Below are 14437 nucleotides of genomic sequence, written 5' to 3'. Positions count from 1 at the left end.
TCACGCTGCGACCCCGTCCCGGTTGCGGGCGGCGCGCTCGGCGGCGTCGCGGGCGACGTCCTCCTTGCGCGGGCGGCCGCGGGGCCGCTTGCGGGCGATGACGACGCCGCGCTCGAAGATCTCCCCGCCCCAGACGCCCCACGGCTCGTGCCGGGCCTGCGCCGAGGCGAGGCAGGCGGCGCGGACGGGGCAGTCGCCGCAGAGGGTCTTGGCGCGCTCGAGGTCGGCGGGCGCGTCGGCGAACCACAGGTCGGGGTCGGTGGTGGAGCGGCAGGGCAGGTCGAGACCAGCGGAGGGAGCCGCGTCCAGCAGCTCGCTCACCCCGGAACCGGACTGCGCGAGCAGCTCGTTCAGGTCTCCGCAGGGCAGCGGAGTGGTTGTCGACATGGTCGAAGAACTCCTGACTAGGAAGAAACCGTTGTGGGAAAACAAAAAGGCCGCGGATTCCGGTGTCGGAGTCCGCGGCCTCGGGGCCAGGAGTTGCTTGACCTGGGTCAAGTCCTCCAGCCCGAGCCTGCGGAGCGCAGACGGGTCGGAACGTCGACATCGAGGGTGGTCCAACGGACGGTGTGTGCGGTGTGTGCAGCGGACGCCCCCAGAGCGGCCACACGCTCACGACGGACCTGGATGAGCAGGCCGCCCCCAAACGCGGACAGAACAGGCCGACCGCACATCGGGTAGCCGGCCGGGTTCTGCTTCTCATTCATGATCGAGATCTTCACGCGGTCCACCTCCCTGATGTTCTTGGTCGTACTGTTGTCATTCGGGGCGCTCTCGCGACCCGCCAGAGCAGGTTATTGGGCCCGCGGGAAGCCGTGCAACTGATTTTCCGGAACTTCGAGTGACGCGCGTCACACTACCTCGGAGACGCCTGACGCCGACTCAGTTCGCGCCGGTGACCAGCGACAACACCTCGGAGCCGAATTTGTCCAGCTTCGAGGCGCCGATGCCGGAGATCGCCACGAGCGCGGCCCGGTCCGCCGGGCGCTGTTCGGCGATGGCCAGCAGCGTGGCATCGGTGAAGATGACGTAGGCGGGCACGCGCAGCGCCTTCGACCGCTCCATCCGCCATTCGCGCAGCCGATCGAGCAGGCCCTCGTCGAGGTCGGCTGGGCAGTCCGAGCAGCGGCCCAGCTTGGTGGGCATGACGCCGTGGAGCTGGTCGCCGCACACCCGGCAGAACCTCGGCCGCTCGACCACCCGCTGCTCGCGCTGCCGGGACGCGGCCGGTCGGGACGCCGGGTCGTTGTCCGGGATGACCCCGTAGAGGAAGCGGCTGCGCCGCCGGTAGCGCTTGCCGCCCTCGGCGCGCGCCAGCGCCCACGTCAGCGACAGGTGCACCCGCGCGCGCGTGACCCCGACGTAGAGCAGCCTGCGCTCCTCCTCGATCGCGGCGTCGTCGCCGTCGGCGTGCTGGATCGGCATGGTGCCCTCGACCAGGCCGACCAGGAACACCGCGTCCCACTCCAGGCCCTTGGCCGCGTGCAGCGACGCCAGCGTGACGCCCTCCACCGTCGGCGGGTGCTGCGACTGCGCGCGCTGCTCCAGCTCGGCGGCGTAGCGGCGCAGGTCAGCGCCCGGTTCGGTGGCGACCAGTTCCTCGGCCAGCTCGACCAGGGCCAGCAGCGACTCCCACCGCTCCCGCTGCCTGCCGCCGGGCGGCGGTTCCTCGGTCAGGCCGAGCGGCACCAGCAGCGCGCGGACCAGCGCGGGCAGCTCCCCCCCGGGATCGGACCCGGCGGCGGTGCGGAGGGCCGCCATCGCCTGGCGCACCTCCTGCCTGGCGAAGAACCGCTCGCCGCCGCGCACCAGGTACGGGATGTCGAGCTCGGTCAGCGCCTGCTCGTACACCTCGGACTGGGCGTTGACCCGGAACAGGACGGCGACCTCGCTGAGCGCGACCCCGCCGTCGACCAGCTCGCGGATGCGGGCGGCGACCGCGGCGGCCTCGGCGGGCTCGTCGTCGTACTCGGCGAAGCGCGGGTTCGGGCCGGGCGGGCGCTGCCCGATCAGCCGCAGCCGGGAGCCCGCCGGGCGGTCGCGGGCGGCGCCGATCACCCGGTTCGCCAGCGACACCACCTCCGGCGTCGACCGGTAGTCGCGCTCCAGCCGCACCACGGTCGCCTCGGGGAAGCGGCGGGTGAAGTCCAGCAGCGGCCGCGGCGAGGCACCGGCGAAGGAGTAGATGGTCTGGTTCGCGTCGCCGACCACGGTCAGGTCGTCGCGCTCCCCGAGCCAGGCGTCGAGCACGCGCTGCTGCAGCGGGGTGACGTCCTGGTACTCGTCGACGACGAAGCAGCGGTAGCGGTCGCGGAACTCCTCGGCCACCGCCGAGTGCTCCTCCAGCGCGGCGGCGGTGTGCAGCAGCAGGTCGTCGAAGTCGAGCACCCGCGCGTTGTTCTTCAGCGCCTCGTAGCCCGCGTAGACCTTCGCCACCAGCTCGGGGGCGGCGGGCGGGTCGCGGCGGGCGCGGGCGGCGGCGGCCGGGTAGTCCTCCGGGCCGATCAGCGACGCCTTGGCCCACTCGATCTCGCCCGCCAGGTCGCGCAGCGCCTCGCGCTCGGTGCCGGTGCCCGCCCGGTGCGCGGCCTGGCCCACCAGCCGCAGCTTGCCGTCGAGCAGGTCCCACGGCGCGTCGCCGACGACCCTGGGCCAGAAGTAGCGCAGTTGCTTCCACGCCGCGGCGTGGAAGGTGCGGGCCTGCGCGCCGTGCACGTCCATCGCCCGCAGCCGGGTCCGCATCTCCCCCGCCGCGCGCGTGGTGAAGGTGACCGCGAGGACCTGACCTGCGGTGACGTGGCCCGCGCGGACCAGGGCGGCGATCCGGCTGACGATGGTCCTGGTCTTGCCGGTCCCCGCCCCCGCGAGCACGCACACCGGGCCGCGCGGGGCCCGCACCGCGGCGAGCTGGTCCGGGTCGAGACCGGCCAGCAGGTCCGTGGGTCGGTGTTCGCCAGCCATGCGTGCATCCTGACAGAGCGCGCCTCGTGGACGCGGCACCCCGCCCCGTATCCTCGGGGTCATGGCGGATAAGCAGGACAAGGCGGCCGCGAAGGAAGCCAAAGCGGCGCGCAAGGCGGCGTCCAAGGCCAAGCGCGGGCAGATCTTCCAGGCGTTCAACATGCAGCGCAAGGAAGACAAGGCGCTGATCCCCTGGATGGTCGGCGCCCTGGTGGTCGTCACCGGCGTGGTCTTCCTGATCGGGCTGCTGATCGGCATCGAGTGGTTCCTGCTGCCGGTGGGCATCGCCTTCGGCCTGCTCGCGGCGGTGATCATCTTCGGCCGCCGGGTGCAGCGCAACGTCTACGGCAAGGCCGACGGCCAGCCCGGCGCGGCGGCCTGGGCCCTGGAGAACCTGCGCGGCCGGTGGAAGGTCACCCCCACCGTCGCGGGCACCACCCAGCTCGACGCCGTGCACCGGGTGCTGGGCCGACCGGGCGTGGTGCTCGTCGCCGAGGGCGCCCCGCACCGGGTCAAGACCCTGCTCGCCCAGGAGAAGAAGCGCGTCGCCCGCATCATCGGCGAGAGCACCCCGATCTACGACGTGATCGTGGGCAACGAGGAGAACCAGGTCCCGCTGGCCAAGCTGCAGCGGCACCTGATGAAGCTGCCCAACAACCTCCGCCCCGCCCAGATGGACACCATCGAGAAGCGCCTCGCCGCCCTGGCCACCAAGGGCGCGGCGCTGCCCAAGGGCCCGATGCCCGCGGGCGCCAAGATGCGCAGCGTGCAGCGCACCATGCGCAGGCGTTAGGCCATTTGTCGTAGCCCTCTGCCAGGGTGGTCGACACAGCGAGGAGGAAGCCATGACCGCGATGCCGCAGCATCAACACGAGTCGAGCGCGCCCACGCACCTGTTGACCATCGAGGAGTACGCCGCCCTCGGCGAGACCGAGAGCGGCTACACCGAACTGCAAGAGGGCCGTTTGTTGATGTCACCCAGTGCCGGGCGCCCGCACATGCGAGCGTCCGGGAAGTTGTTCATGCACCTGGAGAACCAGCTCCCCGAGCACCTGGAAGTGACCCAGGAACTGGACGTGGACCTCGCCCTCACCGCTCCGGGCGAGCCGGGCAACAGCCGCCGCCCGGACCTGGTCGTCTACGAACGCGCCACGGCGGACCGGGTCGAGGACGAGGGCAGGATGTTCCCGGCGGCCGAGGTGCTGCTGGTCGTGGAGATCGTCTCCCCCGGCTCCCGCCGGACGGACCACAAGGTCAAGCGCGCGGAGTACGCGGACGCCGGGATACCCCACTACTGGATTCTCGACCTCGACGACCCGGTCTCGCTGCTGGTCTGCCGCCGCACCGAGGAGTTCGGCTACGTCGACGACCAGGAGGCCACGGGCGTGTTCCGCACCGACGTGCCGTTCCCGGTCACGATCGACCTCGATTCGCTCGGCTGATCGTTTCCACTGGCTATACGGTCGGTGGGTGACCGACGCCGTCAAGCTCGCCGTGCGGATCGCCGCGGCCCAGTTGTCCGGGTTGAGCCGGACCCGGACGCTCGTGCCCGCCGGGCCGTTCACCGGGCTGCTGGCGCCCAGCGGACCCGACTACCTCAACTACACCGTCGCCGCCCGGCCCGGGGAGCCGGTGCAGGACCCGGCCGAGGTGGACGCCGGGTTGGACGCGCTGCGGGCGGCCTTCCCCGAGGGCACGCTGCGGTTCGAGCTGATCGACGAGGCCACCCCGGGAGCGGTCGACGCCCTGGAGGGCGCCGGGCTGGGCGTCACGCTGCGGGTGCCGGTGCTGACCATCGAACCCCCGGACCTGGTCCGGCCGGAACCCGCGCCGGGGGTGACCGTGGAACTGGTCACGACCGAGCACGACCACGTGCTCGGGTCCGTGCTGGCCCACCGGGCGTTCGGCATGGGCGGGGCCGACCTGCCCACGGGTCCGCCCCCGGAGCCCCCCGACGGGGGCATGGTGCTGGCCCGGATGGACGGGGAACCGGTGGCGGTCGCCTCGTGGACCCCGGTGGCCGACGGCGTCACCGAGGTCGTGGGGGTCGCCACGGTCGAGGAGTACCGGCGCCAGGGGTTCGGCGGCCTGGTCACCGCGTACGCGGTGGACCGGGTCGTGGCCCTCGCGGGTGCCACGCTGGCCTGGCTGACCCCGGGCAGCGCCGACGCCGACCGCGTCTACCGGAAGGTGGGCTTCCGACCGGTCGCCACGGCCGTGCACCTCGCCGAGGAACCCGCGCTGTAGGCGCGGGGAGCGACCCGCGGCACCGGTGTGGCCTAGCGGGTGCGCAGCACCGAGGTCCCCGCCAGCTTGTCCTGCAACCCGCGCCCGTCCTTGTCGGTGATCGCGCCCGGCAGGATCAACCCCACCAGCACCGTGCGCGGGATCGCGCGCAGCGGCCCGACCAGCGCCGTCCCGTCGAGGCGGACCACGCGCAGGCCGAGCAGCGCCTTGCCGGGGGTGAACCCGGCCAGGGCCACCCCGGCGACCGTGATCAGGAACCACACCGCCCCCGACCACAGGTTGTGGGTGCGCATGACCGCCGGGTCGCCCACGTCGAACGGGACGAAGACCGAGGTGGTCAGGGAGGCGAGGACCAGGTCGATCAGCAGGGCGGCGAAGCGGATGCCGTTGGCCGCCGCCGAGCCGGGGCCGCTCTCCGGCAGGCCCAGCCGCTCACCCGGCCAGCGCTGGGGGTCCCCGTCGGGGGTTCCGGTGTCCGAGCCGGGCAGCCAACTTCCGGTCCATCTGCTCACCCCTCCAGCGTAGGACGCGCTGCCGGACGTGGCCGGGCCTGGCATGATTCCGGTCGTCCACGGGCGCCGGACGGTGCCGTTAACCCGCGCGAAACACGAGGGTGATGGTCGGGCAACACCGCCCTCCTAGTTTCATCACGCAGAGCGGACAGCCGTGATCAATTGCCGTCCGTTGAGCGCGGTGGGCCGGTCGCGGCCGGCGGAGCAGACGTAAGGAGCCAACAAGCGTGTTCAAGTCTTCCGACGAGGTCTTGCGCTTCATTGCCGATGAGGGCGTGAAGTTCGTCGATGTCCGGTTCTGCGACCTGCCGGGCGTCATGCAGCACTTCACCCTGCCCGCCGAGGCGTTCGACGAGGACGCCTTCACCGAGGGCCTCGCGTTCGACGGCTCCTCCGTGCGCGGCTTCCAGTCGATCCACGAGTCGGACATGCTGCTGCTGCCCGACCCCTACACCGCGCGGATCGACCCGTTCCGGATCGAGAAGACGCTGATCCTGAACTGGTTCGTGCACGACCCGTTCACCCGCGAGGCCTACTCCCGCGACCCGCGCAACATCGCCCGCAAGGCCGAGCAGTACATCGCCGAGTCCGGCATCGCCGACACCGCGTACTTCGGCCCCGAGGCGGAGTTCTACATCTTCGACTCGGTGCGCTTCGACTACTCCGAGAACGGCTCGTTCCACGAGGTCGACTCCGTCGAGGGCTGGTGGAACACCGGTGCCGCCGACGAGAACGGCCGCAACAAGGGCTACAAGACCCGCTTCAAGGGCGGCTACTTCCCGGTCCCGCCGGTCGACCACTTCGCCGACCTGCGCGACCAGATGGTGCTGAACATGCAGGGCCTCGGCTTCACCGTCGAGCGCGCGCACCACGAGGTCGGCACCGGTGGCCAGACCGAGATCAACTACCGGTTCAACACCCTGCTGCACGCCGCGGACGACCTGCAGCTGTTCAAGTACGCGATCAAGAACACCGCCTGGGCGGCCGACAAGACGGTCACCTTCATGCCCAAGCCGCTCTTCGGCGACAACGGCTCCGGCATGCACGTGCACTCCTCGCTGTGGAAGGACGGCACGCCGCTGTTCCACGACGAGTCGGGCTACGCCGGGCTGTCGGACACCGCGCGCCACTACATCGGCGGCCTGCTCAAGCACGCCCCGTCGCTGCTGGCGTTCACCAACCCGACGGTGAACTCCTACCACCGCCTGGTGCCCGGCTACGAGGCCCCGGTGTCGCTGGTCTACTCCCAGCGCAACCGCTCCGCCTGCGTGCGCATCCCGATCACCGGCAACAACGCCAAGGCCAAGCGCGTCGAGTTCCGCTGCCCCGACTCCTCGGGCAACCCGTACCTGGCCTTCGCCGCGATCGTGATGGCGGGCCTGGACGGCGTGAAGAACAAGATCGAGCCGCCGACGCCGATCGACAAGGACCTCTACGAGCTGCCGCCCGAGGAGGCCAAGGAGGTCGCGCAGGTCCCCGCCTCGCTCAACGAGGTGCTCGACCGCCTCGAGGAGGACCACGACTACCTGCTCGCCGGCGGCGTGTTCACCCCCGACGTGATCGAGACGTGGATCAACATCAAGCGCGAGCACGAGATCGACCCGCTGCGCCTGCGCCCGCACCCGTACGAGTTCGGCCTGTACTACGACGTGTGACCTGACCTCTCGTCACCGACCGGCGCCTGCCTGGGGACCTCCCCCGGCAGGCGCCGGTTTTTTTGCGCCACCAGCACGTCCACCACCCGGTTCACCGAGCGCCGGTACCCCCACCCGGACCACCGGCGTTCACCCTCCGTGCAGTCGCCATTACGCAGGTTTTACGCGGAACGATCATTCCCCCGGGGGTGATCCAGCCCATACGCTCCCCGCAGCCGCGCGGCTCTCGCGCGGTGACCACTCCGGCCCCACCCGAGGGAACACCCATGTCCGCTGCCCTGGACCCGGTACGAGTCGACCGCCTCAAGAAGGCCTACGCCGTGCGCCTGCTGGACGCCGACGCGCTCACGCCGCCGCACCCCGCCGAGCACCGCCCCACCCACGGCGACGTGGTGCTCGCCGAGGTCACCTCGGTCGGCTACCACGAGGTGCTGGAACTGGCCGACGGCCGCAAGGCCCGCCTGTTCGTCGGCGACCGGGTGCTGGTGGCCTACGCCGCCCGCTACGCCCCGGACCACTTCGAGGCGGAACTGCCCGACGACCTGGGCCCGTGCGACCTGGTCGCGGCGGGCGGCATCCTGGGCAAGGTGCGCAGCGGCAACGCCGCCGTGTCCGCCCCGACGACCGTCCGCCCCCTCAGCCTGCTCGCGGGCCCCACCGGCCGCCCGCTCAACGTGGCCGACTCCGCCCTGCCCGCCCCACCCCCGCCCGACCGCCGGGTGCCCACCTTCGTCGTCGTCGGCACCTCGATGAACTCCGGCAAGACCACCACCGCGGCCTCCCTGGTGCACGGCCTGACCCGCGCGGGCCTGCGCGTCGGCGCGGCGAAGGTGACCGGCACCGCGGCGGGCGGCGACCCGTGGCTGTTCCGCGACGCCGGGGCCGCCCTCGCACTGGACTTCACCGACATGGGCATGGCCACCACGTTCCGGGTGCCGCTCGAGCGCATCGTCGCGGGCACCGAGGCCCTGCACGGACACCTGACCGCCGCGGGCGTCGACGCCGCCGTCCTGGAGATCGCCGACGGCGTGCTCCAGCCCGAAACCGCCCAACTCCTCGACCACCCGGCCACCCGCGCCCTGACCGACGGCGTCCTGTACGCGGCGGCGGACTCCGCGGGCGCGATCTTCGGCGTGCACCGCCTGCAGGGCGACGGCCACCAGGTCCTCGCCGTCAGCGGTCTGCTCACCCAGTCACCGCTGGGCGTGCGCGAGACCCAGGCGCACGTGGACGTCCCCGTCTACGGCCCCTCGGACCTGCGCTCCCCCACCATCGCCGGTGAACTGCTGCGCCGGGTCACGACACCGATCCCGGTCTGAGGCAGGCCACCTCGACCCCACGGCCGCGGGTGCCGGTGCTGACCATCGCCCCCCGGACCATCCGCCCCCCGGACCTGGTCCGGCCGGAACCCGCGCCGGGGGTGACCGTGAAGGCCGGGGGTGACCCTGGAGTCGGGGCACCTCGACACCGGTGGCCCGGTGCGGAAGGCCAGCGCGAGGGCAGCCCCGGCGTCGTGGAACAGCCGTCGTGGAACAACCACGGGCCGTCTCTTCCCACCACAACCGGCCGGTGCCACGGATCAGGGCGACCGGTACCACAGCCGACCGGCACGTCTTCCTGGGATGGGCGCCGCCCGCCCCCGCGCGTCTTCCTTCTGCTCAAGCTTAGCCGCGGGGTCGGACAAAACCGGGCCCGGCGCGGGAGGCCTGTGGACAACTCAAGACAGGCATCCACAGAGGAGGGCCCGGCCTTGACGGGGGGCTAGCCGTTCAGCACGGACAGGTCGAACCCGTGGGCCTCCATCACGGCCCGCGGGTCGGCCACCAGCTTGCGCGCGGTCAGGTCCATCACCCCGATGACGCACGAGACCTCGGCCGAGACCGTGCCGTCGGGCTTGGTCATCACCGAGTCCACGTTGAAGGTCTTGCCGGAACCGAACTTGATCTCGCAGGTGATGTCCACCGCGTCCCCGGCCCGCAGCTCGCGGCGGTAGGCGATGGTGGACCCCAGCAGCACCGGCGCGGTCCCGGACGCGATCAGCGTGTCCCAGGAGCACCCGGCCGCGGTGAAGCCCTCGATGCGGGCGATCTCGGCGTACTGGTGGTACACCGCCTGGTTGACGTGCCCCAGCGCGTCCAGTTCGTAGCTGCGGACGGCGACCCGGCAGCTCCACGGCTCACTCATGCCCCGAGCCTAGGCCGCGGCACCGACAGAACCGGTCCGCTCGTGTCAGTCGTCATAGAAGCCGGGTCAGTCGTCGTAGAAGACGTGCTCGACCACCGCGTGCGCGCGGCGCGTGGTGCGGCGGTAGAAGTCGAGGAACTCGCCGGGGTCGGACATGCCGCCCGGGGTGTCCGGTCCCAGTGCGGTGACCACCCCGGCCAGTTCCCGGCCCTGCGTGGGGAGTTGGTCGGACGGCTTGCCCCGGACCAGGGTGATCGCGTTGCGCACCCGGGTGGCCAGCAGCCAGGACTGGGTCAGCTCGGCGGATTCCTGGGCGGTGATCAGCCCGGCGTCGACCGCCGCCGCCAGACCGTCCATGGTGGAGGTGGTGCGCAGTGCCGGGTGCTCGTGCCCGTGCCGCAGTTGCAGCAGTTGCAGCGTCCACTCCACGTCGGCCAGTCCGCCGCGGCCGAGCTTGGTGTGCGTGGTCGGGTCCGCTCCGCGCGGCAGGCGCTCGGTGTCGACCCGGGCCTTGATCCGCCGGATCTCGCGCACGTCCTTGTCCGCCAGTCCGCCCTCCGGGTAGCGGATGGGGTCGATCATTTCGACGAACCGCCTGCCCAGGTCGTCGTCGCCCGCGACCGGTCGGGCCCGCAGCAGCGCTTGGGACTCCCAGACCTCGCTCCACTGCCGGTAGTAGGCGCGGTAGGACTCCAGCGTCCGCACGATCGGTCCCTGCCTGCCCTCCGGCCGCAGGTCGACGTCCACCTGCAGCGGCGGGTCCTGGCTGGGTGAGCCGAGCAGCCGCCGCACCGCCGTGGCGACCCGCCCGGCGTACTTGAGCGCGTCGGAGTCCGACACCCCGTCGGCGGCCTCGCACACGAACATCACGTCCGCGTCGGACCCGTACCCCAGTTCGGAGCCGCCGAGGCGGCCCATGCCGATGACCGCGATCCGCGCCAGGTGCCCGCCCGCCGACGCCGCCTCCGACCGGTCGACCGCGGCGAGCGACGCCTCCAGCACCGCGCACCACACGCTCGACAGCGCCGAGCACACCGCCAGCACGTCCATGAACCCCAGGAGGTCCGCGCACGCCACCCGCAGCAGTTCGTGCCGCCGCAGCGACCGGGCCGCGGTGACCGCGTTGCCCAGGTACCCGTGCCTGCGCACGGCGTTGCGCAGCGACGCGGCCACCTCGGCCGGGTCGCGCAGGGTCAGTTCCTTCGGGTCGGCCAGCAGCCGCAGCACCTCGGGGGCGCGCACCACCAGGTCCGGGACGAGTTTCGAGGTGCCCAGCAGCACCGCCAGCCGCTCGACCACCGCCCCTTCGTCGCGCAGCACCCGCAGGTACCAGGGTGTGGCCGCCAGCGCCTCGGACACCTTGCGGTAGGCGAGCAGGCCGCCGTCGGGGTCGGGGGTGGCGCCGAGCAGGTCGAGCAGCACCGGCAGCAGCGCGGTCTGGATCGCCGCCCGCCTGCTCACCCCCGAGGTCAGGGCCTGGATGTGCTGCAGCGCGCCCTGCGGGGAGGAGTAGCCCAGTGCGGCCAGCCGGGCCTCGGCCGCCTTCGCGGTCAGCCGAAGCTGGTCGGTGGGCACCCGGGACACGGCTTCGAGCAGCGGCCGGTAGAACAGCTTCTCGTGCAGGCGCCGGATTCGGTTGGCGCGCCTGCGGAACTCGGCCAGCAGGACCTGCGCCTCGGAGCGGCCGCCGTCGGGGCCGATGCCGGTGGCGCGGGCCAGCCAGCGCAGGTCGTCGGTGGCGTCGTCGGCGGGGAACAGGTGGGTGCGGCGCAGCCGCTGGAGCTGGAGCCGGTGTTCGAGGGTGCGCAGGAACCGGTAGGACTCGGCGAGTTCCAGGGCGTCCGTGCGGCCGACGTACCCGCCCGCGGCGAGCGCGGCCAGCGCGTCCACGGTGGCGGCCCGGCGGAGGGTTTCGTCGGTGCGGCCGTGCACCAGTTGCAGTAGCTGCACGGCGAACTCGATGTCGCGCAGGCCGCCCCGGCCCAGTTTCAGCTCGCGTTCCAGCAGTTCCGAGGGCACGTGGTCCTCGACGCGGCGGCGCATGGCCTGCACGTCGACGACGAAGTTGTCCCGGTCGGCCGCCGTCCACACCAGCGGCGCCACCGCGTCGGTGTACCCGCGGCCCAGCTCGGCGTCGCCCGCGATGTCCCTGGCCTTGAGCAGCGCCTGGAACTCCCAGGTGCGCGCCCACCGCTTGTAGTAGGCCAGGTGCCCGTCGAGGGTGCGGACCAGGGCGCCGTTGCGGCCCTCGGGGCGCAGGTTCGCGTCGACGTCGAAGCACGCCTCGGTCGCCACCCGCATCATGGCGCTGGCGACCCGGGTGGCCAGGCCCAGGTCGTCCTCCCCGGTGAAGATCACGTCGACGTCGCTGACGTAGTTGAGCTCGTGCCCGCCGCACTTGCCCATGGCGATCACGGTCAGCCGGGCCCGCTCCTGGGCGGTGGCGCCGCCGTTCTCCGCCCACGCCACCGCGAGCGCGGCCCGCAGCGCCGCCTCGGCCAGGTCGCTGAGCCTGCTCGCGACCTCCTCGTAGGTGAACTCGGGCAGTTCGGGTTCCACCAGGTGACCGAGGTCGTCGGCGGCCAGCTCCAGCAGCAGGCCGCGGTAGGCGAACTTGAGCGCCTTCACCGCCTCCGGTCCGCGCTTGGCCGCGACCGGCCCCTGGGGGCTGTCCCCGGTGGCGCCGACCTCGGCGAGGAGGGCGGCGGTGTACCGGTCGGCGGGGGTTCCGGCGCCGTCGAGCCGCCGCCACTCGGCGGGGCGGGCGGCGAGGAGGTCGGCGAGCGTGCTGGACCCGCCGAGGACCGCGGCCAGCCTGCCGCGCAGCCGCCGGTTGGTGCCCAACTCCGCGCGGAGTTCGGGCCAGGTGCCGGGGTCGGCCTCGCGGACGCGGGCCAGGCCGCGCAGCGCCAGGTCCGGGTCGGGGCTGCGGGAGAGGGCGGTGAGGACCAGTTCGTGCTCGGGCACCGGGCCGTGGTCGTCCCACAGGCCCGCGGCGCGCAGCTCGGCCTCGGCTCGGGGTTCGGTCAGGCCGAAGCGGGCCGCGGAGGAGATCGGGCGGGAGCGGTCGGGCATGTGCTCGTCCCCGGTCTACAGCAGGTTCTTCGCGACCGGGGACAGCTCGCCCCTGGCCAGCTCGACGAACCGCTCGACGAACGGCCGCCAGGTCTGCTCGACGTCGGCGTGCAGCTCGGCGATCCCCTCGGGGGTGCGGTCGACCGCCCGCGCGAACTCGGCTCCGGCGGGGTCCGTCCGCAGCCAGGTCTCGAACAGCTCCGGCGTGGTCTCGATGTGGAACTGGATGCCGTACCCGACCGGCCCGACCCGGAACGCCTGGTTCGGGTAGCGGGTCGCGGAGGCGAGCAGTTCGGCGCCCGCGGGCAGCCGGGTGATCACGTCGTGGTGGAACTGGACCACGTCCGGCATCAGCGGCAGGTCGGCGAACAGCGGGTCGGCCCACCCGAGGTCCCGCTTGGCCACCAGTTCCCGGCCGACCTCCGGCCCCTCGTGCCCCGGTTCGACCTCACCGCCGAGCGCGGTCGCGAGCACCTGCGCGCCGAGGCAGATCGCCAGCAGCGGAACCCGCCGGGTGACGCAGGTGCCGAAGAACGCCCGGAGGGTCCGCAGCCACGGGTGCCCGTCGAGGTCGTTGGCGTTCATCGGCCCACCGAGGCAGACCACGGCGGCGAAGTCCCGTGGTTCGGGGAGTTCGCCGGTCCGGTCCAGCCGCACCAGCTCGACCTCGGCGCCGGAGTCGACCAGCCACTCGGCCAGCCGCCCGGGCGAATCCAGGTCGGCGAGCTGGATGACGAGGATGCGCGTGGTGGTCACCCCTCACAGCGTATTCGGCTGAGCGAGTCCCGTCTCGACCGAGTCGTGCACCGGGACGAACCCGAGCGCGGTGTAGATCGAGTTCGCCACCCGGTTGTCCACGTCGGCGAACAGCAGGACGTCCCGGGCGCCCCGGCCGCGCGCCCACCGGGCCGCGGCGGCGGTCGCAGCGGAGGCGTAGCCGTGTCCGCGCAGGTCGGGTGGTGTGTAGACCGGCCCGATCCGCGACATGCCCACCACGGGCGGGGACACCAGGGCGAACGACACCGGGCGGTCGTCGACGACCCAGAGGTGGTGGGCCCGGCCTGCTGCCAGCGCCGCGCGCACGAACGCCGCACTGCCGCGCGGGTTCGGCGAGCCCGGGAAGCCGACCTCGGTGAGGAAGTCGGAGTTCCACCGGGTCACCAAGGGCACGTCGGTGCTGGTCGCCACCCGGGAATTCCCGGCGACGCGCGGGGGGATGAGCTCGGCGAGCCGGAACAGCCTTTCGGGAATCGCAGTGGTCACGATCGCACCCGTGCGATGGCACCACCGCTCGACGAAGGGGTCGGTCACGTCCCGGGGGCCGTGCGCGGACGAGGGGTGGATGTCGTGCCGGATCAGGTAGTCGATCACCTGGTCGTGTGCGGGCAGCGGGAGGGCGGAGGTGAGAGCGACGCCGGGGGGCATCAGGACCAGAGCGCCCAGGAGGTCGTTCCCGTGGTGGGCGGTGAGGAGGATCGAATCGTGGCGCGGGTGGAAGGCGAGTTGACCGAGGACCCCGGTGTGCCGGACCGGGTCGTCGACGAGCAGCCTGCCCACGGCGGCCTGGAACGCGGTCGGATCGGCATGTCGGACGACGCTCATCACCCCATCATCCGCGCAGCGGCGCGGCGGGTGCACTGAATTCCCTGGAACGCAAAAATGCCCTGGGGCTTGAGAACGAGTGTTCTCAAGCCCCAGGGCGTAATTTTAGTCCGGCGGCGTCCTACTCTCCCACACCCTCACGAGTGCAGTACCATCGGCGCTGGCAGGCTTAGCTTCCGGGTTCGGGATGGGACCGGGCGT

13 protein-coding genes and 1 rRNA gene are annotated in these 14437 nt (G+C 72.4%); 5 read left to right on the top strand and 9 right to left on the bottom strand.

Annotation, left to right across the window (positions count from 1 at the left end; all coding sequences use genetic code 11):
* The 3 genes from DFQ13_RS29015 to DFQ13_RS29010 form a co-directional block, all read right to left on the bottom strand.
* Window positions 1-387: a WhiB family transcriptional regulator gene (locus DFQ13_RS29015; protein WP_035280096.1), complete on the bottom strand. Its 387-nt coding sequence runs from the start codon at window positions 385-387 to the stop codon at window positions 1-3.
* A gap of 107 nt (window positions 388-494) precedes the next feature.
* Window positions 495-722: a hypothetical protein gene (locus DFQ13_RS33325; RefSeq protein ID WP_146241385.1), complete on the bottom strand. Its 228-nt coding sequence runs from the start codon at window positions 720-722 to the stop codon at window positions 495-497.
* 160 nt (window positions 723-882) lie between these two features.
* On the bottom strand, window positions 883-2961 hold the full coding sequence (locus DFQ13_RS29010; RefSeq protein ID WP_110082073.1) for an ATP-dependent DNA helicase UvrD2: 2079 nt from the start codon (window positions 2959-2961) through the stop codon (window positions 883-885).
* Between the two features lie 61 nt (window positions 2962-3022).
* On the opposite strand from DFQ13_RS29010, the gene DFQ13_RS29005 reads away from it, so the two are divergent.
* From DFQ13_RS29005 to DFQ13_RS28995, 3 genes are read left to right on the top strand one after another with little or no spacing between them, the layout of a single operon-like run.
* The gene (locus DFQ13_RS29005; protein WP_035280100.1) at window positions 3023-3754 is read left to right on the top strand and encodes a DUF4191 domain-containing protein; all 732 of its coding nucleotides are present in this window, start codon (window positions 3023-3025) and stop codon (window positions 3752-3754) included.
* Window positions 3755-3806: 52 nt separating this feature from the next.
* Entirely contained in the window at window positions 3807-4403 is a 597-nt protein-coding gene (locus DFQ13_RS29000; RefSeq protein WP_035280102.1) for a Uma2 family endonuclease, read from the top strand.
* Between the two features lie 28 nt (window positions 4404-4431).
* A complete protein-coding gene (locus DFQ13_RS28995) occupies window positions 4432-5208 on the top strand; it encodes a GNAT family N-acetyltransferase (RefSeq protein ID WP_110082072.1) in 777 nt (258 codons plus the stop codon).
* Between the two features lie 32 nt (window positions 5209-5240).
* Here DFQ13_RS28995 and DFQ13_RS28990 read toward each other — a convergent pair whose 3' ends face one another.
* Window positions 5241-5720, bottom strand: a complete 480-nt coding sequence (locus DFQ13_RS28990; protein ID WP_035280105.1) for an RDD family protein — start codon at window positions 5718-5720, stop codon at window positions 5241-5243.
* A 227-nt stretch (window positions 5721-5947) separates the two neighbouring features.
* Here DFQ13_RS28990 and glnA point away from each other — a divergent pair, with 227 nt between their 5' ends.
* Together glnA and DFQ13_RS28980 are read left to right on the top strand one after the other, a co-directional pair.
* Window positions 5948-7375, top strand: a complete 1428-nt coding sequence (gene glnA / locus DFQ13_RS28985) for a type I glutamate--ammonia ligase (protein WP_035280106.1) — start codon at window positions 5948-5950, stop codon at window positions 7373-7375.
* A 266-nt stretch (window positions 7376-7641) separates the two neighbouring features.
* Window positions 7642-8694 carry a P-loop NTPase family protein gene (locus DFQ13_RS28980; RefSeq protein WP_110082071.1) on the top strand — a complete coding sequence of 351 codons (1053 nt, stop codon included), beginning with the start codon at window positions 7642-7644 and terminating at the stop codon, window positions 8692-8694.
* A 442-nt stretch (window positions 8695-9136) separates the two neighbouring features.
* On the opposite strand, the gene DFQ13_RS28975 is transcribed toward DFQ13_RS28980, so the two are convergent.
* The 5 genes from DFQ13_RS28975 to rrf form a co-directional block, all read right to left on the bottom strand.
* Window positions 9137-9559 carry an acyl-CoA thioesterase gene (locus tag DFQ13_RS28975; RefSeq protein ID WP_035280109.1) on the bottom strand — a complete coding sequence of 141 codons (423 nt, stop codon included), beginning with the start codon at window positions 9557-9559 and terminating at the stop codon, window positions 9137-9139.
* A gap of 66 nt (window positions 9560-9625) precedes the next feature.
* Window positions 9626-12634: a bifunctional [glutamine synthetase] adenylyltransferase/[glutamine synthetase]-adenylyl-L-tyrosine phosphorylase gene (locus DFQ13_RS28970; RefSeq protein ID WP_110082070.1), complete on the bottom strand. Its 3009-nt coding sequence runs from the start codon at window positions 12632-12634 to the stop codon at window positions 9626-9628.
* 15 nt (window positions 12635-12649) lie between these two features.
* Entirely contained in the window at window positions 12650-13390 is a 741-nt protein-coding gene (locus DFQ13_RS28965) for a type 1 glutamine amidotransferase (RefSeq protein WP_110082069.1), read from the bottom strand.
* A gap of 3 nt (window positions 13391-13393) precedes the next feature.
* Entirely contained in the window at window positions 13394-14236 is an 843-nt protein-coding gene (locus DFQ13_RS28960) for a GNAT family N-acetyltransferase (protein ID WP_110082068.1), read from the bottom strand.
* A gap of 108 nt (window positions 14237-14344) precedes the next feature.
* Window positions 14345-14437: ribosomal RNA gene (rrf, locus tag DFQ13_RS28955) — 5S ribosomal RNA — on the bottom strand; the annotation flags it as partial.

Source organism: Actinokineospora spheciospongiae, from assembly GCF_003182415.1.
GTDB lineage: Bacteria > Actinomycetota > Actinomycetes > Mycobacteriales > Pseudonocardiaceae > Actinokineospora > Actinokineospora spheciospongiae.
Note: the sequence above shows the minus strand (reverse complement) of the source record. Positions and strands in the feature narration are given on the sequence as shown.

Excerpts from the sequence above, each read along its gene's own strand:
- DFQ13_RS29000 (WP_035280102.1), top strand. The coding sequence starts at position 3,807 with ATGACCGCGATGCCGCAGCATCAACACGAGTCGAGCGCGCCCACGCAC.
- DFQ13_RS29010 (WP_110082073.1), bottom strand. The coding sequence starts at position 2,961 with ATGGCTGGCGAACACCGACCCACGGACCTGCTGGCCGGTCTCGACCCG.
- DFQ13_RS29015 (WP_035280096.1), bottom strand. The coding sequence starts at position 387 with ATGTCGACAACCACTCCGCTGCCCTGCGGAGACCTGAACGAGCTGCTC.
- DFQ13_RS28970 (WP_110082070.1), bottom strand. The coding sequence starts at position 12,634 with ATGCCCGACCGCTCCCGCCCGATCTCCTCCGCGGCCCGCTTCGGCCTG.
- DFQ13_RS28960 (WP_110082068.1), bottom strand. The coding sequence starts at position 14,236 with ATGAGCGTCGTCCGACATGCCGATCCGACCGCGTTCCAGGCCGCCGTG.
- DFQ13_RS29005 (WP_035280100.1), top strand. The coding sequence starts at position 3,023 with ATGGCGGATAAGCAGGACAAGGCGGCCGCGAAGGAAGCCAAAGCGGCG.
- DFQ13_RS28975 (WP_035280109.1), bottom strand. The coding sequence starts at position 9,559 with ATGAGTGAGCCGTGGAGCTGCCGGGTCGCCGTCCGCAGCTACGAACTG.
- DFQ13_RS28980 (WP_110082071.1), top strand. The coding sequence starts at position 7,642 with ATGTCCGCTGCCCTGGACCCGGTACGAGTCGACCGCCTCAAGAAGGCC.